The 26,471-nt window shown below is 72.9% G+C and carries 28 protein-coding genes and 1 pseudogene; 16 read left to right on the top strand and 13 right to left on the bottom strand.

Translation table 11 applies throughout. The features are described 5' to 3' along the window. The first annotated feature begins 99 nt into the window (after positions 1-99). From Vqi01_RS00470 to Vqi01_RS00460, 3 genes and pseudogenes are all read left to right on the top strand, one after another. A complete protein-coding gene (locus Vqi01_RS00470) occupies positions 100-498 on the top strand; it encodes a TraR/DksA family transcriptional regulator (RefSeq protein ID WP_204031965.1) in 399 nt (132 codons plus the stop codon). Between the two features lie 45 nt (positions 499-543). Beyond that, positions 544-750 (top strand): annotated as a pseudogene (locus tag Vqi01_RS00465) (DUF72 domain-containing protein); the annotation flags it as partial. A 440-nt stretch (positions 751-1,190) separates the two neighbouring features. Next, complete coding sequence (locus tag Vqi01_RS00460; protein WP_204031838.1) at positions 1,191-1,619, top strand: DUF2267 domain-containing protein; 429 nt, start codon at positions 1,191-1,193, stop codon at positions 1,617-1,619. Positions 1,620-1,745: 126 nt separating this feature from the next. On the opposite strand, the gene Vqi01_RS00455 is transcribed toward Vqi01_RS00460, so the two are convergent. Then, positions 1,746-2,483, bottom strand: coding sequence for a PIG-L deacetylase family protein (locus Vqi01_RS00455; RefSeq protein WP_204031836.1), 738 nt, complete (start codon positions 2,481-2,483; stop codon positions 1,746-1,748). 201 nt (positions 2,484-2,684) lie between these two features. Between Vqi01_RS00455 and Vqi01_RS00450 the strand changes: the two genes are divergently transcribed. Further along, a complete protein-coding gene (locus tag Vqi01_RS00450) occupies positions 2,685-2,990 on the top strand; it encodes a hypothetical protein (protein WP_204031835.1) in 306 nt (101 codons plus the stop codon). Positions 2,991-2,999: 9 nt separating this feature from the next. Next, on the top strand, positions 3,000-4,340 hold the full coding sequence (locus Vqi01_RS00445) for a cupin domain-containing protein (RefSeq protein WP_204031833.1): 1,341 nt from the start codon (positions 3,000-3,002) through the stop codon (positions 4,338-4,340). Between the two features lie 97 nt (positions 4,341-4,437). On the opposite strand, the gene Vqi01_RS00440 is transcribed toward Vqi01_RS00445, so the two are convergent. The 5 genes from Vqi01_RS00440 to Vqi01_RS00420 all read right to left on the bottom strand — a co-directional run bounded on the left by Vqi01_RS00440 (position 4,438) and on the right by Vqi01_RS00420 (position 9,660). Next, positions 4,438-5,100, bottom strand: a complete 663-nt coding sequence (locus Vqi01_RS00440; RefSeq protein ID WP_204031832.1) for a hypothetical protein — start codon at positions 5,098-5,100, stop codon at positions 4,438-4,440. After that, positions 5,097-7,802: an FtsK/SpoIIIE domain-containing protein gene (locus Vqi01_RS00435; protein WP_204031830.1), complete on the bottom strand. Its 2,706-nt coding sequence runs from the start codon at positions 7,800-7,802 to the stop codon at positions 5,097-5,099. Before Vqi01_RS00435 ends, Vqi01_RS00440 begins: the two co-directional genes overlap by 4 nt. Beyond that, entirely contained in the window at positions 7,795-8,859 is a 1,065-nt protein-coding gene (locus tag Vqi01_RS00430) for a hypothetical protein (protein WP_204031828.1), read from the bottom strand. The genes Vqi01_RS00435 and Vqi01_RS00430 overlap by 8 nt, the downstream gene beginning before the upstream one ends. 8 nt (positions 8,860-8,867) lie before the next feature. Continuing rightward, complete coding sequence (locus tag Vqi01_RS00425) at positions 8,868-9,128, bottom strand: hypothetical protein (RefSeq protein ID WP_204031827.1); 261 nt, start codon at positions 9,126-9,128, stop codon at positions 8,868-8,870. A 145-nt stretch (positions 9,129-9,273) separates the two neighbouring features. Continuing rightward, on the bottom strand, positions 9,274-9,660 hold the full coding sequence (locus tag Vqi01_RS00420) for a hypothetical protein (RefSeq protein ID WP_204031825.1): 387 nt from the start codon (positions 9,658-9,660) through the stop codon (positions 9,274-9,276). A 132-nt stretch (positions 9,661-9,792) separates the two neighbouring features. Between Vqi01_RS00420 and Vqi01_RS00415 the strand changes: the two genes are divergently transcribed. From Vqi01_RS00415 to Vqi01_RS00405, 3 genes are read left to right on the top strand one after another with little or no spacing between them, the layout of a single operon-like run. After that, a complete protein-coding gene (locus tag Vqi01_RS00415) occupies positions 9,793-12,348 on the top strand; it encodes an ATP-dependent Clp protease ATP-binding subunit (protein WP_204031823.1) in 2,556 nt (851 codons plus the stop codon). A 14-nt stretch (positions 12,349-12,362) separates the two neighbouring features. Beyond that, entirely contained in the window at positions 12,363-12,533 is a 171-nt protein-coding gene (locus Vqi01_RS00410; protein ID WP_204031821.1) for a hypothetical protein, read from the top strand. Next, positions 12,533-12,883: a DUF3140 domain-containing protein gene (locus tag Vqi01_RS00405; protein WP_204031819.1), complete on the top strand. Its 351-nt coding sequence runs from the start codon at positions 12,533-12,535 to the stop codon at positions 12,881-12,883. Before Vqi01_RS00410 ends, Vqi01_RS00405 begins: the two co-directional genes overlap by 1 nt. Before the next feature lie 147 nt (positions 12,884-13,030). Here Vqi01_RS00405 and Vqi01_RS00400 read toward each other — a convergent pair whose 3' ends face one another. From Vqi01_RS00400 to Vqi01_RS00390, 3 genes are all read right to left on the bottom strand, one after another. Continuing rightward, the gene (locus tag Vqi01_RS00400; protein WP_204031818.1) at positions 13,031-13,267 is read right to left on the bottom strand and encodes a hypothetical protein; all 237 of its coding nucleotides are present in this window, start codon (positions 13,265-13,267) and stop codon (positions 13,031-13,033) included. Between the two features lie 19 nt (positions 13,268-13,286). Further along, positions 13,287-14,285: a LysR family transcriptional regulator gene (locus Vqi01_RS00395; RefSeq protein WP_204031816.1), complete on the bottom strand. Its 999-nt coding sequence runs from the start codon at positions 14,283-14,285 to the stop codon at positions 13,287-13,289. Between the two features lie 76 nt (positions 14,286-14,361). Then, positions 14,362-14,961, bottom strand: coding sequence for a hemerythrin domain-containing protein (locus Vqi01_RS00390; RefSeq protein WP_204031814.1), 600 nt, complete (start codon positions 14,959-14,961; stop codon positions 14,362-14,364). A 105-nt stretch (positions 14,962-15,066) separates the two neighbouring features. On the opposite strand from Vqi01_RS00390, the gene Vqi01_RS00385 reads away from it, so the two are divergent. Both Vqi01_RS00385 and Vqi01_RS00380 read left to right on the top strand, forming a co-directional pair. Beyond that, positions 15,067-16,395: a M20/M25/M40 family metallo-hydrolase gene (locus Vqi01_RS00385; RefSeq protein ID WP_204031812.1), complete on the top strand. Its 1,329-nt coding sequence runs from the start codon at positions 15,067-15,069 to the stop codon at positions 16,393-16,395. 51 nt (positions 16,396-16,446) lie between these two features. After that, positions 16,447-17,100, top strand: coding sequence for a hypothetical protein (locus Vqi01_RS00380; RefSeq protein ID WP_204031811.1), 654 nt, complete (start codon positions 16,447-16,449; stop codon positions 17,098-17,100). Between the two features lie 99 nt (positions 17,101-17,199). On the opposite strand, the gene Vqi01_RS00375 is transcribed toward Vqi01_RS00380, so the two are convergent. Further along, entirely contained in the window at positions 17,200-17,391 is a 192-nt protein-coding gene (locus Vqi01_RS00375) for a DUF5703 family protein (protein WP_204031809.1), read from the bottom strand. 167 nt (positions 17,392-17,558) lie between these two features. Beyond that, positions 17,559-18,530, bottom strand: coding sequence for an aldo/keto reductase (locus Vqi01_RS00370; RefSeq protein ID WP_204031808.1), 972 nt, complete (start codon positions 18,528-18,530; stop codon positions 17,559-17,561). 139 nt (positions 18,531-18,669) lie between these two features. On the opposite strand from Vqi01_RS00370, the gene Vqi01_RS00365 reads away from it, so the two are divergent. From Vqi01_RS00365 to mshC, 6 genes are all read left to right on the top strand, one after another. Beyond that, positions 18,670-19,722, top strand: coding sequence for an LLM class F420-dependent oxidoreductase (locus Vqi01_RS00365; protein WP_204031805.1), 1,053 nt, complete (start codon positions 18,670-18,672; stop codon positions 19,720-19,722). Further along, a complete protein-coding gene (locus tag Vqi01_RS00360; RefSeq protein ID WP_204031804.1) occupies positions 19,719-20,555 on the top strand; it encodes an undecaprenyl-diphosphate phosphatase in 837 nt (278 codons plus the stop codon). Before Vqi01_RS00365 ends, Vqi01_RS00360 begins: the two co-directional genes overlap by 4 nt. 124 nt (positions 20,556-20,679) lie before the next feature. Next, positions 20,680-21,393, top strand: coding sequence for a histidine phosphatase family protein (locus Vqi01_RS00355; RefSeq protein ID WP_204031802.1), 714 nt, complete (start codon positions 20,680-20,682; stop codon positions 21,391-21,393). An 82-nt stretch (positions 21,394-21,475) separates the two neighbouring features. Next, positions 21,476-22,051, top strand: a complete 576-nt coding sequence (locus tag Vqi01_RS00350) for a DUF3090 domain-containing protein (RefSeq protein ID WP_204031800.1) — start codon at positions 21,476-21,478, stop codon at positions 22,049-22,051. After that, positions 22,048-22,866 (top strand): SCO1664 family protein, encoded by an 819-nt coding sequence (locus Vqi01_RS00345; protein ID WP_204031798.1) that lies wholly within the window; start codon positions 22,048-22,050, stop codon positions 22,864-22,866. The genes Vqi01_RS00350 and Vqi01_RS00345 overlap by 4 nt, the downstream gene beginning before the upstream one ends. Before the next feature lie 66 nt (positions 22,867-22,932). Next, positions 22,933-24,171 (top strand): cysteine--1-D-myo-inosityl 2-amino-2-deoxy-alpha-D-glucopyranoside ligase, encoded by a 1,239-nt coding sequence (gene mshC / locus Vqi01_RS00340; protein WP_204031796.1) that lies wholly within the window; start codon positions 22,933-22,935, stop codon positions 24,169-24,171. A 246-nt stretch (positions 24,172-24,417) separates the two neighbouring features. Here the strand turns inward: mshC and Vqi01_RS00335 are convergent, their stop codons facing one another. Both Vqi01_RS00335 and Vqi01_RS00330 read right to left on the bottom strand, forming a co-directional pair. Further along, complete coding sequence (locus Vqi01_RS00335) at positions 24,418-25,209, bottom strand: GntR family transcriptional regulator (protein WP_204031963.1); 792 nt, start codon at positions 25,207-25,209, stop codon at positions 24,418-24,420. Between the two features lie 145 nt (positions 25,210-25,354). Next, a complete protein-coding gene (locus tag Vqi01_RS00330) occupies positions 25,355-26,224 on the bottom strand; it encodes a PAC2 family protein (RefSeq protein ID WP_204031794.1) in 870 nt (289 codons plus the stop codon). Positions 26,225-26,471 lie beyond the last annotated feature (247 nt).

The following is a 26,471-nucleotide window of genomic DNA, read 5'->3' as shown; positions in this document are numbered from 1 at the left end:
GGCTCACACAGCGCCCGGGTGAGCACGTCTGGGCGGTATCACCGGGTGGGGGCCCGCCCCTCCCGGTTCGACGAAGAGGCCGAGGAAAGGCAGGCAGCGATGCTCGTCCACGACACGGTCGGCACGGGCCGATCCCAGGCGGAGATCGACCAGATCCGGCTCTCCCTGCAGGCCCGCTACGCCGAGCTGTCCGAGGAGTACGAGCAGGCGGTGCAGCAGAGCCAGGTGCTCCGGTTGGTCGAGGTCGGCGACACCGCCGGCGACGACCAGGCCGACAGCGGCACGAAGACCGCCGAGCGGGACACCGCGCAGTCCCTGCTCCGGACCATTCTCGACCGGCGCGCCCAGTACGAGCACGCGCTGACCCGGCTCGACGAGGGGACGTACGGCTACTGTGAGGGTTGCTCCGCGCCGATCCCGGTGGAACGGTTGGAGATCTTCCCGTCGGCGACCACCTGCGTGACCTGCAAGCAGACCCGGGAGCGGCGGGCGGCCTGAGCCTCGGCGGTTGCCGGTCGGTCCGGGATGCGGCGGGCTCCACCCATGGGCGAGATCAGGGTGGGCACCGCTTCCTGGACCGACCGGACCTTGCTCGACTCCGGCTGGTATCCGCCAAGCGCCGACACCCCGCAGCGGCGGCTGAGCCACTACGCACGGCAATTCCCGCTGGTCGAGGTCGACGCCACCTACTACTCGCCGCCGGCCGAGCGGACCGCCCGGCTGTGGGCCGAGCGCACCCCGGCTCCGTTTCGTCGGCACGGCGGTGTCCGATCGGTCGGGACACCGCCATTACGGCGAAACGGCGATCGGCGATGATCAGGTGCGCGGTGACCGCCCTTGGTTGGCGGGTTCATGTTGTCGCCGATGCTCACCCCGTCCGGGTGAAGACGGCTCACCCCGACGGTGCCGATGATGGCGGCAGTGCGGTCGGCTTCGTCGGCCGTGTCCGGCGTCGACCGGGAGGCGACGACCGCGCGAGACGACAGCACGGAGGTGGTTGGCGGTGACGGCTCGGGTGCTTGCGCACCGGCGACCGGACGGGGTGCTTGGCGTCGTCTTGGTGGCCGACCCGTTGAGGCGGGCGTCGGGTGCCGGGCGGGCCAGCCCAATCAGGCCACGGCGCGGTCCGACGGGCACGCCGCGGCGTCACGACGACCGACGGTGGGAGACCGACGTACGGGGGTGGACAAATGGCTGAGCAGTTCCAGTCGGCGGTCGAGTCCTCGATGGACAAGACCAACCTGATTCTCAAGGACATCGAGCAGGCGTACGGGTGGCCGAAGGCGCAACGCAACCAGTCGTACGCCGCCCTGCGCACCGTGCTGCACCTGCTGCGCGACCGGATGCCGGTGCAGGAGAGCGTGGAGTTCTCGGCCCAGTTGCCGCTGTTGGTGCGGGGCATCTACTTCGACGGCTGGCAGCCGCAGAACGTGCCGGTCAAGCTCAATCGGGACGACTTCCTCTACGAGGTCCGCCAGGGCTTCCCGTACGACGTGGAGGGCGGCCCGGAACGGGTGGTCCAGGTGGTGCTGGACACCCTGCGCCGGCACATCACCCCGGGCCAGTGGGACGACGTGAAGGACAACATGCCCGGCGACCTGGCCCGGGTCATGCCCTGACCACTGCCTCGACACGTTCCGTGGCCGGGTCGGCATCCGGCTGACCCGGTGCCCGGCGGGCGGACCGGGTGGACAGAACCGGTCCCGGTACTGCCAGCCGGAGGTGCCGAGCAGGATCACGTCGGCCTACCAGAGGTCGAAGTGGAACACCTCGAACGAGGTGCCGTAGCGCACGCCCAGCCGGGTGCCGACCGGGCGGGCAGAGCTTTCCAGGAACTCCTCGGCGTCGAAGCTGCCGTCGCCCAGCCCGGTGAGGTACGCCTCGTGCGCCAGCAGCGACGCCACCCCGGCGGCGAACGTGTCGGTGGTGTCCACGCCGTGCCCGGAGCGGGGGGAGGAGGCCGCCCACACCTGGCGTACGCCGCCCCACGGCTCGACGCCGTCGGTCAGCTGCTCCGGGAAGATCCACCGGTTGCCGGCGTCGCGGACGGCGTCGAGGGTGGCCCGGCCCACCGCGATGTGGTCGGCCTGGTTGAGCACGGCCGCCCCGTCCCAGGTGGGCCGGAAGTTGTTCGTGATCACGATTTCCGGCCGGTGTCGGCGGACCACCGCGGCCAGTTCCCGGCGCAGCGGCACCCCGTACTCAAGGATCCCGTCGGGCAGGCCGAGGAACTCCACGGTGTCCACGCCGACCAGGGCCGCGGAAGCGCGCTGCTCCTGCTCGCGTACCTGCCGGGCCTGCGGCGGCGGCATCCCGTCGATGCCCGCCTCGCCGCTGGTGACCAGGCAGTACGCCACCTGCTTGCCCTGACCCGTCCACCGGGCGATCGCGGCGGCGGCACCGAACTCCAGGTCGTCCGGGTGCGCCACGATGGCCAGGGCGCGCTGCCAGTCCTCGGTCACCGGCTCCAGTGGTGAGGTCATCGGCACCTCCGTCGGTTCGCGTCTGTCCATCCTGCCACCGTCCCCCGGGGTCCACCGCGCGCGGCATGGCCGAATCGCCCATGTCGGCCGGTTCCGGCGTCTACGGTGAAATGCAGCGTGGTTAGAGAAGATCGGACGCGGGGTACCACCCGTGACACGACGCACCCCACCGACGGGGGCGGGTCCATCGGAGGGAGCACGATGCCACTCAACGACGACGACATTCAGAGCACCAGCGGCGGCGGGCTGGAGGGGCCGGCCGACGGGGGCGCCACCCCGGGTCAGCGTGATGGTGGTGCGGACGGTGGTGCCGAGGGTCCGGCCGACGGCGGCGCGACTCCGGGTCAGCGTGATGGTGGTGCGGACGGTGGTGCCGAGGGTCCGGCCGACGGCGGCGCGACTCCGGGCCAGCGCGACGGTGGTGCGGACGGTGGTGCCGAGGGTCCGGCCGACGGCGGCGCGAACCCCGGCCAGCGCGACGGCGGTGCCGACGGCGCGGCCCGATAGCGCATCACCATGGCGCAGTTCGACCCGCCGGGCGGCCAGGGCTACCCGGCGGACTCCGCTCGGCGCGCTTCCGGGTGCTCCGTCGGCCCGGAACCGCCACCATCCGCCCTGGCGGCGCTGGCGCGCTGCGTCAGCGTGGAGCCGGCCAAGTTCGCCGCCGCCCACTGGGGACAGACCCCGCTGCTGTCCCGCGCCGCCGAACTGCCCAACCCGGTCGGCTTCACGGACCTGCTCAGCCCCGCCGACGCCGACGAACTGCTGAGCCGGCGGGGTCTGCGTACCCCCTTCCTGCGGGTGGCCAGGGACGGCCAGATGGTGCCGGCGGCGCGCTACACCGGCGGCGGCGGTGCCGGCGCCGAGATCGGCGACCAGGTCCTCGACGAGAAGATCCTCGAGTTGTACGCCGGCGGCGCCACCCTCGTCCTGCAGGGCCTGCACCGCACCTGGCCGGCGCTGATCGACTTCACCCGTGAGCTGAGCCTGGCCGTCGGCCAGCCGTTGCAGGTCAACGCGTACCTGACGCCGCCCGACAGCCAGGGCTTCGACACCCACTACGACACCCATGACGTCTTCGTGCTGCAGGTGGACGGACGCAAGCACTGGCGGATCCACCCGCCGGTGCTACCCGACCCGCTGGAGCGCCAGCCGTGGGGCGGCCGGGCCGACGAGGTCGCGGCCAGCGCGCAGGGCCCGCCCGCCCTGGACGTGGTTCTCGAACCGGGTGACGCGCTCTACCTGCCGCGCGGCTGGCTGCACAGTGCCCAGGCGCAACAGGACAGCTCGCTGCACCTGACCGTCGGCATCCGCGCCCTCACCCGGTACGCGCTGGTGGAGGAGCTGCTCGCGCTGGCCGCCCAGGACCGGCGGTTGCGGGCCACCCTGCCGTTCGGCACCGACCTGGCCGACCCGGACGCCATCGAGCCGGAACTGACCGAGACCGTCGAGGCGCTGCGGGACTGGCTGCTGCGGGTCGACCCGGCGGAGGTGACGGCCCGGCTGCGACAGCGGGCCTGGCCGGCGTCGCGTCCGGCACCGATCCGGCCGCTGGCCCAGGCCGCCGCGCTGAACGCGCTGGATCCCGACAGCCACGTCACCCTCCGCCCCGGCCTACGGTGGCAGCTCACCGGCGACGGTGACCGGATCACCCTGCGTTTGTTCGACCGCACGCTGACCCTCCCGGCCGACTGCGAGCCCGCGCTGCGCGCCCTGCTCACGGGCAAGGTCATCCGAGTCGGCGACCTGCCCGCCCTCGACACCGACGCCGACCGCCTGACCCTCACCCGCCGCCTCCTCCGCGAAGCCGTCCTCACCCCCACCCCCGGCCCCGCCCGCGTCGACGGCCTGCATTGATCAAAAGGTTTGCGGCGGAATCACCTGCCGGACCGCGACGCAAACCTCTCGATCGACACCGGTCACCCGCGCGTGGCGGCTTGGCAACTGGTCGGGGTCAGGCGGTGACCAGGAGCAGGAGGGTGGTGACCAGGCCGGCGGTGGCCACGACGATGACGGGGCGGGGGCTGAGCACGGCGTGGCGGCGGTCGGCGATCAGTCGCGCCGGAATCAGACCCAGCACCGGGCCGAGCAGCGTCACGACCAGGGCCAGCACCGGCAGGCCCACGGCCAGTTCGCCGTCGGTACGCGCGGCCAGCGCGCGGGCCCCGGCGCCCAGGGCGTACGCCAGCACCGCCCCGGCCACCCCGCAGAGCGCCAGCAGCGGGTTCACGCCGCTCGGCAGCTCGCCCGGCTGCCGGGTGCGGCGCAGCAGATCCCGGGCGGCCTCCAGCAGCGGCTCCGGGTCGCCGGTGGCGTCCGGTCGAGGAGCCGGCGGAGTGCCCGCGCGGCGCCCGCCCCCGCCCAGCCGGGAGTTCAGCTCCTGCCACAGCATCGCCACCTCGGCGTCCACCCGCTCCTGCGTCTCGCGGGCCGCGACCAGCTCCCGTTCAGCCCGGTTGACCTCGTCGGCCGATTCCGCCACGGCGCGGTCGGCCGCCGCGCACTGCTGCTCGTGCCAGGCGTACGCCTCCTCCCGCTGCTCGTGCACCCGGGCGGTCAGCTCGGCGAGCCGCCGCAGCTGGGCCGCGTACGTCTCGCTGGTCACCGGTTCGTTCATCGCGACGGTCCGTACGGGATGATGGTCTGCCCGGTGCGGTGTACCGCCCGGTCGAAGAAGAGGCCCCGCCACGGGCGGGGATACCAGTCCGGTCCGCTGGTGCCGGGATACAGCGCGCCGCTCAGCTCCCCGCCGTGGATGTCCAGTGCCACCCAGGCGCCGATCTGGTCGGTGCGGGCGCCCGCACCACCCAGGTCGGCGCGCATCCGAGCCACCCCCCGCCACCAGGCCAGCACGTGCGTGCGCCGTTCCGGGCCGTCGTGCAGGATCCGGCGCAGGTGCTCCAGCCCGCTCGCCCGTCCGACCCGCGCGGCCAGTGCGCCGGCCGCCGCGTCGACGGCGAACAGCAGCAGGTAGTGCGGCGTGCCGGTGGCACCCGGCCCGCCGAGGCCGTCGGCCGTCTCGGCCATCAGCTCGGTCACGCTCTCCTCGTCGTACCAGGCGGCGTCGTCGGCGAGCTCCTCGTAGAGCGCACGGGCCGCCGGGTCGGCGTCCGGGTCCAGGCAGGCGATGGAGAACCGGGCGCTGCCCGGACGGTGCTGCCGAGCCAGCGACCGAGCCGCCGCGTCCAGCACCGCACACGCCTCGTCGACCCGGGTGCCCAGCACGGCCAGGTTGCGCCCCGGGGCCCGGGGCAGCCGCAACGCCGCCGACCGGGCCTGCACGTCGATGATCTCGCCGAGCAGGGCGATCGGACCGCGTGGCGTACCGACCTCCGGCGCGTGCAGGGCCCGGAAGTCCGGCGCGTCGGCCAGCCGGGGGATCGCGTCGCCGTCGAAGAGACGGGCGGGCGCCGCCTCGGCCGGGCGCATCCGCCACAACCGGTGTTGCAGCTCGCTCCAGGTCTCCCAGTCGCTGGCCGAGGGAATCCGGGCCACCTGGTTGCCCTCGGGCAACCCCGACTCGGCGTTGACCACGGCGTGGAACTTCGGCAGCGACTGGGCGGCGTCGTTGCGTTCGGCGAGGATGCGCAGCGCCTTGGGCAGCGCTATCCGCAGGGTGAACTGGGCGACCAGCGCCGGACGGCCCCACAGCGCCTCGATGCCTCGTACGTCCTGCGAGGCCAGCACCAGGTGGATGCCCTGCGACCGGCCCCGGCGGGCCAGGTCTTCCAGCAGGTCGGCCGCCTCCCGAGCCACCGCGTCCCGGCCGGCCAGCAGCATCTGGAACTCGTCCACCACCGCCACGATCCGGGGCCAGTGCCCGGTCGGGTCCACCGCCCGCAGCTCGGCCAGTTTGGTGACCTCGTGTTTCTTCGCGGCGTCGGCGCGTCGGCGCAACTCCTCGGCGAGGAACCGCAGCAGCGCCAGACCGAACTCGCGGTCGGTGTTGACGTTTATGCCGACCAGCCGCATGTGCGGCAGCCAGCTCGGATCCCGCCGGCCCTGGGCGAACCGGGCGAAGGACACCCCCTCCTTGAAGTCCAGCAGATAGAACTCCAGTTCGCCGGGGGAGTAGCGAGCGGCCAGAGCGCCGATCCAGGCGAAGATCAGGTTGGTTTTGCCGGTGCCGGAGGGGCCACCGATCAGCGCGTGCGGCGGATAGTCACCGAGGGTCAGCAGCACCGGCCGGCCCTGCGGTCCCTCGCCGATCGGCGCGGTCAGGCCGGTCGCCGAATCCTCCCGCCACATCTGCTCGGGCGGAGGCAGCAAATCGGTGAACGGGGTCGGGGCCGGTCCGGCGCTGACCACCGAGGCGATCCGACGGCAGGTCTCGGTCACCAGCGCCGCCGGCGGCGGCGGGTCCAGGCGTACCGGCAGGGTGTCGACATGGGCGCTGTCAGCGGTGACCCTCACCCGGGTCACCGTCGGATCGTCCGGCAGCGGGACGCCACGCACGATCAGGTGTACGCCGCACGCGGCACCCGCGCGAACCACCCGGTCCAGTTGGCCGCGCTCGTGCCGGGACAGCTCGTCCCCACCGAGCAGCACCGCCACCCGCCACGGTTCCGGCCGGCGGCCGGTCGTGGCGGCCAGCTCCCGTAGCGAGGCGTACTCACCGGCGAGCACGGTTTCGTTGATCCGGCGGATCTGCTCCACCAGGTCGTCCAACAGCCCTCCCAGGCCGCCCGGTCCGACGAAGGTGAGCAGCCCGGCTGTACCGAGCGGGGCGAACCCCGCCAGCCCGCCGCCCAGGTGGTCCGGGTCGTAGCCGATCAGCCGTACGCTGCCCGGCGCCGCCCGGCCAAGGCTGCGCAGCAGCAACGCGGACACCACCGCCGCGCAGCCCTCCGGATCACCGTCGAGCGCCACGTGCCCGCCGTCGAGCAGCGTCACCAGCGCCGGCACCGGTTCGGCGACGATGTCACCCCGCGGCCCCTGCCGGTGGCCCTGCTCGGGCAGCCGCAGCGTGCCGACCCGGGCCATGCCCGGCGGTTCGGCTCGCTCAGCCGGGGTGGGTTGCCACGTCGACCAGCCGGCCGAGCCCGCACCGGGTGCCTCCCGGGCCGCGGCCTCGGCCGCCCGCCGCATCAGCTCCGCGAGGCGCGCCGCGTGCCCGGTCTCGATCTCGGTGAGCCGCCGGTCGCGTTCCGCACCGACCCGCTCCGGTACGCCGGCGGCGGCCCGGCGTATGCGTACCGCCCGCTGGCGTGCGGCGGCCAGGGCGGTCTGCGCCTCGGCCGACCGGTTACGGGACGCGCCGAGTGCCTCGGCGAGCAGTTCCCGGACCCGGGCGACCAGTTGATTACGCCGGTCAGCCATCGATCCCGCGCCCCGGCCGGCCGGTCCCGGTGCTGGGCGCGGGCCGCGAGCCGCCAGCGGTGCCGGCCGCCGAACGCGAGCCGCCGGTGGTGCCGGGCGAGCCGCCGGTGGTGCCGGGCGAGCCGCCAGCGGTGCCGGGCGAGCCGCCAGCGGTGTTAACAGGGGGCCCCTTCACCACGTCAGGCGTTAACAGGGGGCCCTTCCTTTCATCGTCGTCGGGGGGCAGGTCGCGGCCGAGGCGGTCGAGCAGGACGCCGGTGAGAACTCCGGCGGTGACCGCCGGGTCGGCGGCGTGCGGCTGCTCCCCACCGTCGCGGCGCGGCGGAGGCATCCGGCAGACCCGGGTCAGCAGCGTGTCCAGCACCGGTGCGGGCAGGCCGGGCAGCAGGTCGCGCACCCGGCCGCCCAACTCGCGGTGCAACCGGGCCAGGTCGTCGCCGCGCGGCGGATGTCCGAGCATTTCTCCGGCGAGGTCGCGCAGCAGCGGCGGGGCCACGGCGGCCAGACCCATGCCGACGTCGGCATGCGCCCCGCGCAGGTCCCGGTGCAGCCGGTCGCGGTCACCGGCGCGTACGCCGCGCACCACCCGGCGCAGCAACTCGCGGGAGTCGGCGATCCGTTCGTCAGGCTCCTCCGGAGGGCCTTCACGTTCCCCGGTCAGCTCCGCCACCCGTACCGACCACCAGCGGCGCAACCGCACCTCGCCGGCGGACTCCGGTGCCACGATCACCGGCGCGTCGCCCCGGGGCGCGTCGTGCGCGGGCCGACGCTCCGGCCGACCGGTGGGCGGCGGCGCGCCGTCGGGGGCCAGCCCGATCGCGGCCAGGTACGCGCTCAACTGCTCCTGGGCAACCCGCAGCGCGTAACCGGCGGTCTCGGCGTGTTCGGTGGCGGCGGAGAGCTCCGGCACGCCCATCGGGTTGGCCGACTCCTGGCGGACCCAGCGCAGCCGCTCGGTGGCCAGGCCGAACTTCTCCAGCGCCAGCGCCAGCAGGCCCAGCGGCAACTCCTCGGCGGCGGCACGGACCTGCGCGCCGACATCCTCGACGATGGACACGCCCGCCCCTACAGCGTCGCGACGTACTGCTGAGCCTGCTCGATCGCGACGAGTGTCGCGGCGAGGCACTCCTCAAGCTCCTGGCCGGCCTGGGTCAACGACGCCTGCGCCGCCTCGACGGTGGCGTGGCCGCTGCCCTCCAGCGCGCCGGCGAGGGTCTGCTGCGCCTCGGCCAGCTTCTCGCCGGCGGCCTGCACGGCGCTCTGGCCGTCACCGATCTGCTGAAGTGCGATATCGATGGCTGCCTTGAGCTCGGCGACGCTCGCCACGCGGAACCTCCTGGGGGCCGGGAGGACTCCATTAGAGCCTATGCGGTCGGGAAAGGACACGTGCCCTGTCAGTGTTCCTGCCCTGCTGACCGGTTGTCGACCGCCCGCACCGCGGGTCCGATTCGTGGGACTCGTGTGCGGCCGTTCACCCAGCGCCGCCGCGCAGCCAGCGCGGCCCGTACACCTCGGCACCGAGCGCGGCGACCCGGTCGCGCAGCGCACGGTCGGCGGTGACCACCAGCCGGCGCCGGTCACCGGCGGCGGCGACCAGGTCGACCATGGTGTCGTCGCCGGAACCGGGGGCGGCCACCACCCGCACCCCGTCGACTCCGGGCACCTCCCGGGCGGCGCCCTCGACCACCAGCACCACCTCGACCGGCGGCGGCAGCTCCGGCGGAACCCCGTGCCCGCCCAGTGGCGCGAGAGCGTCCCGCAGCCGGGCGGTGGCCCCGGCCCGGTCGCGCCACCAGCCGTCCGGGCGGGACCCGACCACGTTGGCGGCGTCCACGATGAGTAGCGGAGGCGAGTTCATCCGCCCACCCTGCCATCCCGCCGGGCGCCCTGCCTGACGGCCGCGCCGGGCGGTGCGAAGCGGTGGCGTTTGTCCGGCCGGGGGCGGGGTAGCCCGTGCCGACCGTCTCGCGCCCGACCGCGGAGGACAGAGATGATTGGACCCGGCGACTTCGGCTCGGACCCGTGGGACGAGTTCCTGGCCCGGTACTTCGGTCGGGGCGAGGGCGGGCGCCGGCCTGCGCACCGGGTCGACATCACCCGGCTGATGACCGCCGATGCCCGGGAGATGCTGGCGGACGCGGCGCGTCGGGCGGCCCAGAAGCACAGCAACGACCTGGACACCGACCACCTGCTCTGGGCGGCGTTGCAGCGCGAGCCGTTGCGTGACCTGCTCCGCCGAGCGGGCGCGGACCCGGACACCCTGCTCAACGCGCTCGGCGGGCAGGGCGACGGGGCCCCGCAGGGCGAGGTCCCGCCGAACCTGTCACTGACCCCGGCGGCCAAGCGGGCGCTGCTCGACGCCCACCAGTTGTCCCGGGCGATGGGGGCGAACTACATCGGCCCCGAGCACATCCTGATGGCGCTGCCGCTCAACCCCGAGTCGCCGGCCGGCCGGATGCTCGCCGCCGGCCGGATCCAGCCCGAGTCGTTGCAGGCGGCCAACGCCGAGCGCGGCCCGATGGGCGGCCCTCGGCCGGACCGGGGCACCCCCACTCTCGACCAGTACGGCCAGGACCTCACCGAACTGGCCCGCAACGACCAGATCGACCCGGTGATCGGGCGGGCCGACGAGATCGAGCAGGCGGTGGAGATCCTCTCCCGGCGGACCAAGAACAACCCGGTGCTGATCGGCGAGGCCGGCGTCGGCAAGACCGCCATCGTGGAGGGCCTGGCCGAGCGGATCTGCGACGGTGACGTACCGGAGACCCTCATCGGCAAGCGGGTGGTCCAGCTCGACCTGGCCGGGTTGGTCGCCGGCACCCGCTACCGGGGTGACTTCGAGGAACGGCTGAAGAAGGTGATCGACGAGATCCGGGCGCACCGGGAGGAGCTGATCGTCTTCCTGGACGAGATCCACACCCTGGTCGGCGCGGGCGGCGCGGGCAGCGAGGGCGGGATGGACGCCTCCAACATGCTCAAGCCAGCGCTGGCCCGCGGCGAGCTGCGGGTGATCGGCGCGACCACGCTCGACGAGTACCGCCGCAGCATCGAGAAGGACGCCGCGCTGGCCCGGCGGTTCCAGTCGGTCTTCGTGCCCGAGCCCACCGTCGAGGACACCGTGGCCATCCTGCGCGGCCTGCGGGACCGCTACGAGGCGCACCACCAGGTGCGGTTCACCGACGAGGCGCTGGTCGCCGCCACCGAACTCGCCGACCGGTACATCACCGACCGCTACCTGCCGGACAAGGCGATCGACCTGATCGACCAGGCCGGCGCCCGGGTCCGGCTGCGCACCCGCACCCCCGCCGCCGACGTGCGCGACCTGGAGCAACAGCTCGAAGAAGTACGCCGGGACAAGGAGCAGGCGGTCGCCGACGAGCAGTACGAACGCGCCTCCACGCTGCGCGACCGGGCTTCCGAGCTGGAGGAACAGCTGCGCCGGGCGCGCGGCGACGAGGGCGGCGCCTCCCAGGTGCCCGAGGTGGGGCCGGACGAGATCGCCGAGGTGGTCTCCCGGGCCACCGGCATCCCGGCCAGCCAGCTCACCGAGGAGGAGCGGGACCGGCTGCTGCGCCTGGAGGGCCAGCTGCACGAGAAGGTGGTCGGGCAGGACGACGCGGTCACCTCGGTGGCCGAGGCGGTGCGCCGCTCCCGCACCGGGCTGGCCGATCCGAACCGTCCGATGGGCAGTTTCCTGTTCCTCGGTCCCACCGGCGTCGGCAAGACCGAGCTGGCCCGGGCCCTGGCGGAGGCGTTGTTCGGTGAGGCCGACCGTATGGTCCGGGTGGACATGAGCGAGTTCCAGGAACGGCACACGGTCAGCCGGCTGGTCGGCGCGCCCCCGGGCTACGTCGGGTACGAGGAGGCGGGCGAGCTCACCGAGGCGGTGCGCCGTCGCCCGTACGCGGTGGTGCTGCTGGACGAGATAGAGAAGGCGCACCCCGACGTGTTCAACATCCTGCTGCAGGTGCTCGACGAGGGGCGGCTCACCGACAGCCAGGGCCGTACTGTCAACTTCAGGAACACCGTACTGATCATGACGAGCAACCTCGGTTCGGAGCTGATCACCGGTAGCCAACGGGCGGTCGGTTTCGGTGCCGGCGAGCCGGGCGGCGCGCAGGAGAGCGACGAGCTGCGGGATCGGCTGATGCGCCGGTTGCAGGAGAGCTTCCGTCCGGAATTCCTCAACCGCATCGACGAGGTGATCATTTTCCGTCGGCTGGAGGCCGCGCAGCTGCGGCAGATCACCGAGCTGCTGCTGGAGGAGACCCGCCGCCGGCTGCACGCCCAGGACATCGAGGTGGAGTTCACCACCGCCGGGGTCGACTGGATCGCCGAGCACGGCTACCAGCCGGAGTACGGCGCCCGGCCGCTGCGCCGGACCATCCAGCGGGAGGTGGACAACCACCTCTCCCGGATGCTGCTGGAACAGCAGCTCTCACCCGGCCAACGGGTCACCGTCGACGGTCGGGACGGGCAGCTCACCTTCGACGTGACGGCCGGTGAGCGCGGCTACACGGCGGCCACGACCTCGCATCCCCGCTGACCGGGAGGGTACTGATGACCGAACCGGAACAGAACCGGGACGAGGACGACGACCGCAGCGAGCCGATCGTGGCCCCGCCGACGGCGAACCCCCGCCGGGTGCAGGTGCCGGAGGAGGGCCTGGGCGGGCAGACCGACCAGGGGCACCCGGAGACTTCCGGGTCGCCGCCGACAGAGGAGGACTGATGGTACGCGAGCAGCGACTCGACCCCGAGGTGGAGGTGCTCTGGGAGGACTTCCACGCCGAGGTCAACGTGCCGTCGGAGCAGTTGCGGCAGTGGCTGCTGACCCGGGGCTCGGGCGAGGAGGCGTTCGGCCCGAACCCGGACCTGGACCTTCCGGAGCCGGGCCGGCAGATTCTCGCCGTGCTGCGCAAGCGCAAGGTCGACCTGACCCCCGAGGACGTCGAGGTGATGCGGGACGCGATCGAGCGGATCCGCTCCCTCACCGCAGCCCGCCCGGACCGGGGCAACGCCGACGACGAGTGGCGCCACTCCCTGCTGGACCTAGGCCACGACCCCCTAACCGAACGCTAACCCCCACCCCACCCCCCCACCCGCGCCCACCCCACACCCACCCCGACCGGCTCCGCGATCTTGCACTTTTGGTCGCCGCATTTGGGGCATAAGACATGCAACGGCGACCAAAAGTGCAAGATCGGCGAGGGGGGGGAAGGGAGCGGGCTACTCGGGCTCGAGACTGGGGATGAGCAGGCCGGCAGCGTCGGCGGCGGCTTGGCGGTCTGCGCGGGTCTGTTCCTCGCGGGTGATCAGGTTGGCGTACTCGGTCAGGTCGGCGGGATCGGGCACCTCCGGCAGGCGGCGCAGGAAGGTTTCCACGTCCCGGACGGCGGCGGTGTGCCGGGTGGCCGCCTCGCGCAGCACCTCACGGTCGTCGGCAGCGGGATAGAGGTCGGTCATACCCGCCGCATACCCGCCGTCAGCCGGTTCGCACCCCGCGCTCGACCACTGCGGTCACCGGCCGCCGCAGCCCGAACGCCGGGTTGCGCAGCAGCCAGGCCAGATACGCCGGGTGCGGCGCCAGAGCGTCGGTGTACGCGCTCAGCGCCGTCTCCAGCACCAGGTCGGCCATCCGGGCGGCGGCGGATTCCGGGTGCCAGCCCAGCATCAGCCGCCAGCGCAGCGGCGTGCCGGCCAGCCGGCGGGTCACCAGGCCGGTCACCGGCCGGAAGGTGGCCTGGCACAACGCCACCGCCTCGCCGGCGTCCACCAGGTCGAAGCAGCCGCGCACGTCGGCCTCGTACACCTTCCGTGGGGTGAAACCGGCCCGCGCGCAGGCGGCGGCGAAACAGTCGCCGAAGCAGCCGTCGCCGGGCGCCGCCACCCACTGCTCGTGCCGTAGGTCGGCCAGGTTCACCTCGTCCCGCCCGGCCAGCGGATGCGTCTCCGGCAGCAGCACCGTGACCGGGTCGACGGCCACCTCCCGCCAGCTCAGCCCGTAGTCCGCCGACGGGATGGAATCGCCGCACACGCCGGTCAACGCGTAGTCCAGCCGGCCGGCGGCGACCAGTTGGACCAGTTCGTCGACCGACCAGAAGGCGTGCGTGGTGATCTGCGCCTGCGGCTGCTCGGCGGCGAGTCGGTGCACCAGCCGACCCAGGATCGGGCTGTTCACCCCGCCGAACCGGTAGCGGCGGGGCGCGTCACCCGCGCCGGCCAGCCGGGCCGCCTCGTCCTGGAGGCCCTTCATCGCCGGCAGCAGCACCCGGGCCCGGGCGAGCACCAGCTCACCGAGGGCGGTGGGCCGGGCGCCCCGACGGTCCCGTTCGAACAGTGACCCGCCCAGGGTCCGTTCGATGCGCTGGAGCTGGGCGGTCAGCGCCGGCTGGGCCAGGCCGAGCGTCGAGGCCGCCTTGGTCACGCTTCCCGTCTCCGCGATGGCGCAGACCACCCGTAGGTGGCGCAACTCCAGATTCATAGCGTGACGGTAGGGCGACACCGCGGCGGACGGAAGGGCCCGTACGGATCAACGCCCCTCGAAGTGTGGTGCCGACTCAACCCTGCGGTGGCTCGCTCAGCTCGCTGAGCCGGGTGCGCCGTCCGGTGACCGCGTCGCGGAACTTGTCGACCACCGCCACCGCCGGCTCGACGATCCGGTTCCACGGCGGGGTGTGCGGCACGCCCGGGTGCGGGCGGGTCGGCGCGGCCTCCTCGGCAATCTCCAGCCGGTTGCCGAGCCGGATCAGCTCCTCCTCGGTGGCGCTGGCGCACAGCCGCGTCACCAGCGCGTCGACCGCCGTCACGTGCGCCTCGACCAACTGGACCACCATGGCGAGACGGTCGTCGGTGAGCCCACGCAGTGCCATGAGCAGAGCGGCGTCACCGGCCAGCACCTCACCGACCGGTCCGTCGGCGTCGTCGAGGGCCTGACGGACGGCGGGTAGGAGGTACTGCTCCTCGGCGGACAGGTGCCGGGACAATGCGGCGATGAGGATCTCCCGGCCGTGTGCCGGATTCGGGCCCGGCGCGACCAGCCGCCGGGCCAGCGCCAGCAGTCGCTGGTGCTCCTCGGCGATGGTGTCGGCGATGCTGCGTCCGGCCGGCTGGTAGCCGTCGCCCGGCGTGGGGGGCAGCGGCGGCAGTTGGACGGACACGGTCCCTCCTGGCTGACGGGCGGAGCGCCGATGATATTGCACCTGGACGCGCTCCCAGTACCCGCACCGCCTGGCGCCGAAACGGTGAGCTGGTATGAAGGGGCGATGACGAGCGACGCCCACTCCGCCCTTCCCGCGCCCACCGACGAGGTCGTCGAACTCTGCCGGGACCTGCTGCGCATCGACACCACGAACACCGGCGACAACGCCACCAGCGCGGGCGAACGCCGCGCCGCGGAGTACGTCGCGGAGAAACTGGCCGAGGTCGGGATCGAGCCGGTGATCCACGAGTCCGCCCGGGGGCGGGCCAACGTGGTCGCCCGGATCCCCGGTACCGAGCCGAGCCGGGGGGCGCTGCTCGTGCACGGTCACCTGGACGTGGTGCCGGCCGACCCCGACGAGTGGTCGGTGCATCCCTTCTCCGGCGAGCTGCGCGACGGCTACCTGTGGGGCCGGGGTGCCATCGACATGAAGAACTTCGACGCGATGGTCCTCGCGGTGGTACGGCACTGGCAGCGCACCGGCGTCCGCCCGCCGCGGGACATCGTGCTGGCGTACACCGCCGACGAGGAAGCTGGCAGCGAGTACGGCGCCCACTTCCTCGCCACCCGGCACCGGGAGCTGTTCGACGGCTGCACCGAGGGCATCGGCGAGGTGGGCGGCTTCTCGTACACGGTGGACGAGTCGCGGCGGCTCTACCTCATCGAGACCGCGCAGAAGGGCATCGACTGGCTGCGACTGCACGCCAAGGGCCGGCCCGGGCACGGCTCGATGGTGCACGACGACAACGCGGTCACCGCGCTGGCCGCGGCGGTGGCCCGCATCGGCGCGCACCGCTTCCCGGTGGTGGTCACCGACACCGTACGCGCCTTCCTTGAGGAGGTCTCCGAGGTGCTCGGCATCGAGGTGGACCCGGAGGACCCGGAGATCGCCATCGCCAAGCTCGGCCCGATCGCCAACATCATCGGGGCCACCATCCGCAACACCGCCAACCCGACCCGGCTCGCCGCCGGCTACAAGGACAACGTGATCCCCGGCCGGGCCAGCGCCACCATCGACTGCCGCAGCCTGCCCGGTCAGTCCGAGCTGCTGGAGCGGCAGCTGCGCGAGCTGGTCGGCCCGGACATCGCGATCGAGTACATCCAGCGCCAGCCGGCGCTGGAGACCACCTTCGACGGCGACCTGGTCGAGGCGATGTCCGCCGCGCTGCGGGCCGAGGATCCGGGGGCGCGGCCGGTGCCGTACATGCTCTCCGGCGGCACCGACGCCAAGGCCTTCTCGCAGTTGGGCATCCGCTGTTTCGGCTTCGCGCCGCTGCGCCTGCCGGCCGACCTGAACTTCTCGGCGTTGTTCCATGGCATCGACGAGCGGGTTCCGGTGGACGGACTACAGTTCGGCGTGCGGGTTCTCGACCGGTTCCTGCGTACCTGCTGACCCGCGCCCGGTTCGGGCGCGGCATCTCGCAACGTGAAAGGGACGCCTCATATGACCGACCAGCACGGTGAGCTGGACGCCGCCCTCGAGCGCGTGATCGAAGCGGCCCGTCACCACCTGGCCGCGGTCCGCGCTGCCGGGGGCCGGATCGACGACGACGATGTCTGGCGGGCGTACGTCGCGTTGAACAACGCGTCGTTCGCGTACGACGAGCAACTCATGGACGCCTTCGGCGAGGTCACCCCGTGGGATGTCGAGTCGATCGACCCGGACGAGGCCGACCAGCGCTTCGGTGGTGGCGAAGGGGGCGAGCCGGGCGACCCGCATCCCCGGGTGATCTCGGTGCGCCAGCGGCGCGACTACCGGGTTCCGAGCGTCTCGGCGCTGATCCGCGTCGCCGACGCGGCCCGGCGGGAGGCAGTGCCGGCCGACGAGGAGGCCCCGCCGGTGGAGGGCGTCGGTGAGGCGGTGCTGGAGCTGCTGCAGAGCGGCGACGGCTCGCTCGGTGCGCTCGACGTGCCGGAGTTGGAGCCGCTCGACGGCGTGGTGATGGTCAGCGAGGTCGGCACCCCGGTCGACCTGGAGTCCTTCGATGACGACGACGCGGTGGGCCCGTTCCAGCCCGCAGCCGACGATCGCCTGGTCGGCCGGCTCGACGAGCACCCATTCGTGGAATTCGACGAGGAGCACGACCACGTGCACTGAGCCTGTGCCGTCGAGTTGACGGCGTGGCCGGAGCACCGGGCGCGGCCGGGATCGGGTGACCGGTCCCGGCCCCCGGTGTGGCCGGTCGGCATTCCCGGCTCAGTACGACAGGCCGGGCTGCGGCGTGTTGACCCGGCGGCGGCGCAGCATCACCTGGCGCGTGCCGTCCCGGAACAGCCGTACCCGAGCCAACTCCCACCCGGAGAACTCGGCCTGGATCGCCAGTTGCGCCGCTGCGGTCAACCTGTCGACGTTCGGCGGCAGCCGCAGCGGCGCGTACTCGTAGTCCATGGCCCCTATGCTGCCCAGCCGGAGCCTGCGAGCGCCACCCCCGGCCGGGTGACCCGCGCCGCCCCCCGCCCCGCCCGCCTCCGCCCGTCGCCGGACCGCCCGCCCCCGCTTCGCCGCTCGGCTCCGCGTCGCCGCCAGGCCGCTCGGCCGGCCTTCTGAGCAGCCGCTCACCCGTCGCGTTCCGGGTAGCCGACCTCCAACGCCGAGACGTCGTCCAACGCCGTGGTGATCTCCTCGGGGAGCACCATCCGCTCCACCTGCAGCGCGCCGAGCAGTTGCCCGGCCGTGCGCGCGCCGAGGATCGGTGCGGTCACTCCGGGCCGGTCCCGGATCCAGGCCAGCGCCACTTCCAGCGGGGACACCCCGAGCCCGTTCGCGGCGGTGGCCACCGCCTCGACGATGCTGGAGCAGCGCGGCTCCAGGTAGGTAACGACGAACCGCTCGAAGTGCGGCGACACCGCCCGGGAGTCCGCCGGCCGCCCGTGCCGGTACTTACCGGTGAGCACCCCGCGGCCCAGCGGCGACCAGGGCAGCACCCCCAGCCCGAGCGCCTCGCAGGCCGGCAGCACCTCCCGCTCCACGCCCCGTTCCAACAGCGAGTACTCCACCTGGGCGGCGACCACTGGCGCTCGTCCCGGCCAAGCCGCCTGCCAGACCGCCGCCTGGGCGGTCTGCCAGCCGGAGAAGTTGGACAGGCCGATGTAGCGCACCCGTCCGCTGGCCACCGCGTGGTCCAGCGCGGCCAGGGTCTCCTCCAGCGGGGTCTGCGGGTCGTAGCAGTGCACCTGGAAGAGATCCACATAATCGGTGCCCAGCCGGCGCAGCGAGGCGTCCAGAGTACGCAGCAGGTGCCCCCGGGAGTTGTCCCGCCGCCGTTCCCCACCCGGGCGCAACCCCGCCTTCGTGGCGATGAGCAGTTCCTCGCGGGGCACGAGGGTGCCCAGCAGGGAGCCGATCACCGACTCGGCGTCGCCGTCGCCGTACACGTCGGCGGTGTCGATCAGGTTGCCACCGGCGTCGAGGAAGCTCTTCAGTTGCGCCGCCGCGTCGTCGGCGTCGGTGTCCCGACCCCAGGTCATCGTGCCGAGCGCGAGCCGGGAAACCGCCAGCCCGCTTCGGCCGAGCGGTCGCTGCTGCATGGGTGAACCTTATTTCGAACCAGGCCAAACCGATATCCTCGCTCCTGTCGAGTCTGCCGGCGACGCGAGGGTGAGCCGGTGATCGTCCCTACCGTCGGCATTGCGTAACCTGATGCGACTGCGGATGGGGGAGGACTCTGTGCGACTCGGGCTAAGCCTCGGTTACCAGACAGCGTGGAGCACACCGGCGGACCACCTGGCCCTGGCTCAGGAGGCGGACCGGCTCGGCTACGCGGTGGTGTGGGCGGCGGAGGCGTACGGCTCCGACTCGCCGAGCATGCTGGCCTGGATGGCCGGGCAGACCGAGCGGATCGACATCGGCAGCGCCGTGATGCAGATTCCCGCTCGTACGCCCGCGATGACCGCCATGACCGCAGCCACCATCGACGCACTCTCCGGCGGTCGGTTCCGCCTCGGCCTGGGGGTCTCCGGTCCGCAGGTCTCCGAGGGCTGGCACGGCGTACGCTTCGGTAAGCCGCTCGCGCGCACCCGGGAGTACGTGGACATTGTGCGGCTGGCGGTGGCCCGCAAGGAGGTGGCCTACGACGGCCAGTTCTACACCTTGCCGCTGCCCGACGGCCCCGGCAAGGCTCTGCGGCTCGGTTTCCACCCGCCACGCGAGCACATCCCCACCTACCTGGCCGCGGTGGGACCGAAGAACCTGGAACTGGCCGGCGAGATCGCCGACGGCTGGCTGGCTGTCTTCTACGCCCCCGAGTTCGCCGACGAGCAGCTCGCGGCGGTACGCACCGGCCGAGCCAAGGTTGGCAAGGAGTTGGCCGGCTTCGACGTGGTGCCCTCCGTGCCGGTCGTGGTCGGCGACGACGTCGCGTCCTGCGCCGAACTGGTGCGCTGGTACGCGGCCCTCTACGTCGGCGGCATGGGCAGCCGGCAGCAGAACTTCTACAACCAGTTGGCCACCCGGATGGGCTATGGCGACGCCGCCCGCGAGGTGCAGGACCTCTACCTGGCCAAGCGGCAGCGCGACGCCGCCGCGGCGGTGCCGCTGGAGTTCATCGACCGGACCTCCCTGCTCGGGCCCAGGGAACGCATCGCCGAGCGGATGCGCCAGTTCGCCGAGGCCGGGGTGACCACCCTCGCGGTGACCCTCTTCGCCGCCGACCGCGACAGCGGGGTGCAGACCCTGCGGACCGTCGCCGAGGCGCTGGACCTCTCGGGAGTCGGCGAATGACCTGGGTCGAAGCCATCGTTCTGGGCATCGTCCAGGGCCTGACCGAGTTCTTGCCGGTCAGCTCGTCGGGGCACCTGCGGATCACCTCGGCGATCTTCTTCGAGCGGGACGCCGGCGCGTCCTTCACCGCCGTCACCCAACTGGGCACCGAGGCGGCGGTGCTGCTCTACTTCGCCAAGGACATCTGGCGGATCGGCCGGACCTGGGTCGTCGGCATCTGGGACAGCTCGGTACGTAGCAGCCTCGACTACCGGATGGGCTGGTACGTGATCGTCGGCTCGATCCCGATCGGCGCCTTCGGCTTCCTGTTCAAGGACCAGATCCGGGATACCGCCCGCAACCTGTGGGTGGTGGCCACCACCCTGATCGTCTTCGCCTTCGTGCTCGCGTTCGCCGAGTACTGGGGCCGGCAGACCCGTACGCTCAAGAACTTCCGGATGCGCGACGGCGTGGTGATGGGCTTCGCCCAGGCATTGGCGCTCATTCCCGGCGTGTCGCGCTCGGGGGCGACCCTGACCTTCGGTCTGTTCCTCAACCTCACCCGGGAGACCGCGGCCCGCTACTCGTTTCTGCTGGCGATTCCGGCCGTGGTGATGTCCGGGGTGTTCAGCCTGGGCGACGTTTTCGAGCCGGCGGCCCCGGGCACGTCGGTGCCCACCGTCGCGCAGATGGTCGTCGCCACGCTGATCGCGTTCGCGGTCGGCTACGCGGCCATCGCCTGGCTGCTGCGCTACGTCGCACACCACACCCTGTACGTCTTCGTGCTCTACCGGGTCGCGGTCGGCACGCTGGTCCTCGCCCTTCTCCTCACCGGCACCATCACCGCCACCTGAGATGCAAGGAAGGGCCCCTTCTTAACGCCTCAGGTAGAGGAGGGGCCCCTTCTTAACACTCGACACGCCACGCCCGGCACGCCACATCCGACACGCCGCTGTCGAGGTTCGTCGGGGGCCTAGGGTGGTTCAGGTGGCGACCCTCTTGCTCCTGCGGCACGGACGTACCACCGCGAACGCCGACGGCGGCCTGGCCGGCCGGCAGCCGGTCGAGCTGGACGAGACCGGCCGGGCCCAGGCCGGCGCGGTGGGCGAGCGGCTGCGGGCGGTGCCGCTGGCCGCCGTCGTGACCAGCCCGCTGATCCGCTGTCAGCAGACCGTTGCGCTGGCGCTGCCGCAGGCCGATCCGGTGGTCGACGAGGGACTCATCGAGTGCGGGTACGGCAGCTGGGAGGGGCAGCCGCTGAAGAAGCTCGCCAAGGAGCCGCTCTGGCCGGTCGTGCAGCAGCATCCCAGCGCGGCCGTCTTCCCCGAAGGGGAATCGATGGCGCAGATGGCGGCCCGCGCGGTGGCGGCGGTACGCGCCTGGGACGCCCGGCTGACCGCCGAGCACGGCCCCGAGGCGGTCTGGTTGGCGTGCAGCCACGGCGACGTGATCAAAGCCATCGTCGCCGACGCGCTCGGCGTACACCTGGATCTTTTTCAGCGGATCGTGGTGGACCCGGCGTCGGTGACCGCGATCCGCTACACCCCGTTGCGCCCTTTCCTGCTCCGGCTCAACGACATCGGGGGTGACCTGAACGCCCTGGTTCCGCCGCCGCGTAAGCGGCGCCGGCGGACCGGCCGCCCGGCGGACTCGGACGCCGCGGTCGGCGGCGGTGCGGGAGCGTCCGGGTGAGCCGGCCGGCGCCGGCCCACCGGGCAGCGATTCGGGTCGGTGGGGTGCGCGGTACGCGAGGACGCCGGATAGGGTCTCTGGTATGACCCACCAGGTGCACGCCTTCGAGCCGCCGGAGCGGTTCGTCGCCGGGACCGTCGGGCCGCCGGGGGAGCGCACCTTCTTCCTTCAGGCGCGCGGCGGCGGCCGGCTGGTCAGCGTCGCGCTGGAGAAGGTCCAGGTCTCCCTGCTCGCCGAGAAGCTGGAGGAACTGCTCACCGAGGCGCAGCGCCGGTTCGGGGTCCAGATGCCCGAAGCGCCGGCCTCGCTCGGTGACAACGACCCGCTGGAGACGCCGGTCGACGAGGAGTTCCGGGTCGGCACCCTGGGCCTGGCCTTCGACGCGGACACCACCACCGTGGTGATCGAGGCGATCGCGGTCGGCGAGGTGGAGGCCGAGATTGAGCTGGGCGAGTCGGAGGAGGACGACGCCGACGACGTCGAGCCCGACGACGATCTCGACCGGCTCCGGGTGCGGTTGACCCCCGAGGCGACCCGCGCGTTCATCGAACGAGCCCGGCGGGTGGTCAACGCCGGGCGTCCCCCTTGCCCGCTCTGCGGCCAGCCGCTCGACCCGGCCGGTCACCTCTGCCCCCGGCACAACGGCTACCACCGGTGACCTCGTCCGGCCTGGCGCCCCGGCGGGACGGTGCCGCCGCACTGCGTCTGCTGCGCGACGGCGAGTTGACCGTCGAGGGACGGTTGGTCGACGCGTCGAACACCACCCTGCGCGGCATCCTCACCCTGGGCGGTGCGACCGCCCGGTGCGTGTACAAGCCGGTGCGCGGCGAGCGGCCGCTGTGGGACTTCCCGGACGGCACGCTGGCCGGCCGCGAGGTCGCCGCCTACCTGGTCTCCGCGGCCACCGGCTGGGACCTGGTGCCACCGACGGTGCTGCGGGAGGGGCCGTTCGGCCCGGGCTCGTGCCAGCTCTGGATCGACGAGCCGCCCGACGCCGAACCGCTGGTCGCGTTCGTACCGGCCGACGCGCTGCCGCCCCGGTGGTTCCCGGTCGCGGCGGCCCGCGACGACGAGGGCACCCCGTACGCCCTGGCGCACGCCGACGACCCGCGGCTGGCCCGGCTCGCGGTCTTCGATGCGGTGATCAACAACGCGGACCGCAAGGGCGGGCACGTCCTGCGTGGCCCGGACGATCGGATCTACGGGGTCGACCACGGGGTGAGCTTCCACGTGGAGGAGAAGCTGCGTACGGTCCTCTGGGGTTGGGCCGGCCGGCCACTGCCCGACGACGCCGTCGAGACGCTCGACCGGCTCGCTCGCCAGGTCGCCGGTCCGCTCGGCGACGAGTTGGCCGAGCATCTCACCCTCGGCGAGGTCACCGAGCTGGCGGCCCGGATCGACCGGCTGCGCACCGGCGGCGGGTTCCCGCAGCCGCCGCAGGATTGGCCGGCGGTGCCGTGGCCGCCTCTGTGAAGCTGAGGCGTTGATCACTGACCGAGCCGGCGTGCCGGTGCCCCGCCGCTCGTTAGGCTGGCGGACATGGAGTCTTGGGTGGGGCACGAGGTGCCGCGGTTGCCGGGCAGGAGCGGTCCGTTGAGGTTGTTCGACTCGGCACGGCAGGGCGTGCACGCGACCGAGCCTGACGGCGCGGCGAAAATGTACGTCTGCGGCATCACCCCGTACGACGCCACCCACCTGGGCCACGCCGCCACGATGATCACCTTCGACCTGGTGCAGCGCATGTGGCGCGACGCGGGCCACGAGGTGCGGTACGTGCAGAACGTCACCGACATCGACGATCCGCTGCTGGAGCGGGCCGAGCGTGACGGCGAGGACTGGAAGGTCCTGGCGATGCGGGAGACGGCGCTGTTCCGGGAGGACATGGAGGCGCTGCGGATCATCCCGCCGGCACACTACGTGGGCGCAGTCGAGTCGATCCCGGACATCGCCGAGAAGGTGCTGATGCTGCTCAAGGACGGCGCCGCGTACCGCCTCGACGACGGCACCGGCGACGTCTACTTCGACATCTCGGCCGCGCCCCGCTTCGGCTACGAGTCGAACCTGTCACGTCCCGAGATGCTGGAGATCTTCCCCGAGCGTGGTGGCGACCCGGACCGGGCCGGCAAGCGCGACCCGCTCGACCCGCTGCTGTGGCGCGGCGCCCGCGACGGCGAACCCTCCTGGCCCGGCGGCGACCTCGGGCCGGGTCGGCCGGGCTGGCACATCGAGTGCGCGGTGATCGCCCTGGACCTGCTCGGGCCCACCATCGACGTGCAGGGCGGCGGCAACGACCTGCTCTTCCCGCACCACGAGTGCTCCGCCGCGCACGCCGAGCGGCTGACCGGGGCGGCGCCGTTCGCCGCGCACTACGTGCACGCCGGGATGATCGGCCTGGACGGCGAGAAGATGTCCAAGTCCCGCGGCAACCTGGTCTTCGTCTCCCGGCTGCGCGCCGACCGGGTCGACCCGATGGCGGTCCGGCTGGCGCTGCTGGCCGGCCACTACCGCGCCGACCGGCCGTGGACCGACGAGCTGCTGGCCGCCGCGCAGCAGCGACTGGCCCGCTGGCGCCGGGCCGCCGCCGCGCCCGCCGGGCCGTCCGGGGAGGCGTTCCTGGCTGGCGTACGCGACCGCCTGACCGACGATCTGGACTCGCCCGGTGCCCTGCGACTGGTCGACGAGTGGGCCGATCGCACCCTGGCCGGCGCAACCGACGACCCCGCCGCCCCCGCTCTCTTCACCACCACCCTCGACGCCCTCCTAGGCCTCCACCTCTGATCCCCCCTCGCCTCGGCGCTCGCCCCGCCCCGGCGTCCCGCCCTCACCCCGGCGTCCCGCCCCCAACCCGGCGTCACACCCCGGCGTCCCGCCCCCACCCCGGCGTCGATCTTGCAGTTTCGGTCGCTGTTACGCGGCTTTCGTGGCTTTTGCGGCGACGAAAAGTGCAAGATCGACGCCGGCGCCCGGGCGGGCTCGGGGCGGGGCGGGCCCGGGGCGGGGCGGGGGCGCTCGGGGTGGTGGAGGTCAGCCGAGCACGAGGCCGGGGTCGGGGTCGGGGGTTTCGGCGGGGGCGGGGATCTTGTACTCCTCGGTGAGGGTGGTGACGGGGCCGGGCCAGGTGGCCTGGGACACCTCGATCGGCTTGCGGTGCGGGTCGTACGCGACGTGCAGCAGGTGCAGGACGGGGGTGTCCGGCCGGATCTGGAGGGCCTCCGCCTCCTCCCGGCTGGGCTGGCGCGCCGTGATCGTGTCGGCGGCCGTCACGTACCGCCGCCCGGTGGCCTCCTCGGCCTCCTGGTAGAGCGGGCGACCGAACGCCTCGGCCCGCTCCAGGGAAGTGCCGGCGGTGTCGGTGGGCAGGAACCAGGAGGCGCCCACCTCGACCGGTGAGTCCTCGGTGCGGACCATGTGCCGGCGGCAGAGCAGCTCGGTGCCGTCCGGTACGCCGAACGCGTCGGCCACCTCGGGCGGGGCGGGGGAGCGGCCGACGGAGACCAACTGTTGTCGGTACCGGGCGGCCAGGTCGGTGTGGTAGCCGCGGAAGCCGCCGTAGCGGCCCCGGGAGAGGCGGTTGAGCCGGCGCCGGGTGCCCCGCACGTACGTACCCGAGCCGGGTTTGGTGATCAGGATGCCCTCGACCCGCAGCTGGTCGACGGCGCGTTGCACGGTCTGCTTCGCCACGCCGAACATTTCGGCGATGGCCGGAATGGACGGCAGCCGCTCGCCCGGCCCCCAGTCGCCGCGCCGGATCTGCGCCTTGACCTGCGCGGCGATTTGCCGGTGCGGAAACTCCGCGGCCCCCGGATTGATCTGCACACCCGCCTCCCTCATCAGCTAGGTTCCTAGGATGCCCTACGCAGTGTGGCCCGCGCCACCCCAAACACACCATCACCCTCCTCGCTGATCATGATGTGGCTGCCGCCAACGTGCCGCGATCAACGAGGAGGGTGATAGGCGACGGTTACCAGGAGCCGGCGGTGGGGCCGGCGGAGCCGCCTCGGCGGCGTAGGTACTTCTCGAACTCCTGAGCGATCTCGTCCCCGGTCAACGGGGTGATGCCCGCGTCGCCGACCCGCTCCTCCAACTCACGCACGTATTCGCCGAGTTCGGCGTCCTGCTCGGCGGCGCTGCGCACCCGCTGTTCCCACTCGGCGGCTTCCTCGGCCAGGTCGGCCATGGGCACCGGCAGGTCCAGCACATCCTCGACCCGGTGCAGCAGGGCGAGGGTCGCCTTCGGGCAGGGCGGGTTGTTGGCGTAGTGCGGCACGTGCACCCAGAACGAGACCGCGTCGACCTCGGCGCGGGTGCAGGCGTCGTGCAGCACGCCCACGATGCCGGTGGGCCCGTCGTAGCGGGTGGGGGTGAGCTGGTAGCGCTTGGCGGCGCCAGCGTCGGAGGCGCTGCCGCTGATCGGCAGCGGCCGAGTGTACGGCACATCGGCCAGCAGCGCCCCCAGCAGCACCACCCGCTCGACCTCCAGGCTGTGGCAGATCTCCAGCACCTGCTCGCAGAAGGTGCGCCAGCGCATGCTCGGCTCGATGCCCCGGATCAGCACCACGTCCCGCTCCGTGCCGGACGGGCTGGCCACGGTGAACCGCGTCGTCGGCCATTCCACCCGGCGGGTGGCGCCGTCCGACATCGCGATGGTGGGCCGGCTGACCTGGAAGTCGTAGAAATCCTCCGGATCCAGTTCGGTGACGGGCCGGGCCTGCCACACCTGCTCCAGATGCTCGACCGCGGCGGTCGAGGCATCGGCGGCGTCGTTCCAGCCCTCGAACGCGGCGATGGCCACCGGAGACCGCAGCACCGGCAGTCCGTCGAACTCGGTCACGCCGTCACCCCACCCCGCTCGTCACCGGCGGCGTCGGGGGCAGCCCCGGTCGCGCACCCGTCGTGCATGGTGGTGTCGCTGTAGTCCCTCACGTCAGTCAGCCTACGTGCCGCGCGAAAAGGTGGCCCGTTGGCCGCGCCGGATTACGACCGGCGCACGCGTCGACGACCCGGCTGCCGGACCCGGACCGCCGCCGTCAACCGGCATAGCGCCGCAAAGCTGGACAGCCTGCCCGCCGGTGGCATGA

Origin of the sequence: Micromonospora qiuiae, from assembly GCF_016863555.1 — a bacterium.
Classification (GTDB): domain Bacteria; phylum Actinomycetota; class Actinomycetes; order Mycobacteriales; family Micromonosporaceae; genus Micromonospora; species Micromonospora qiuiae.
This window is presented reverse-complemented; position numbering and strand designations above follow the sequence as displayed.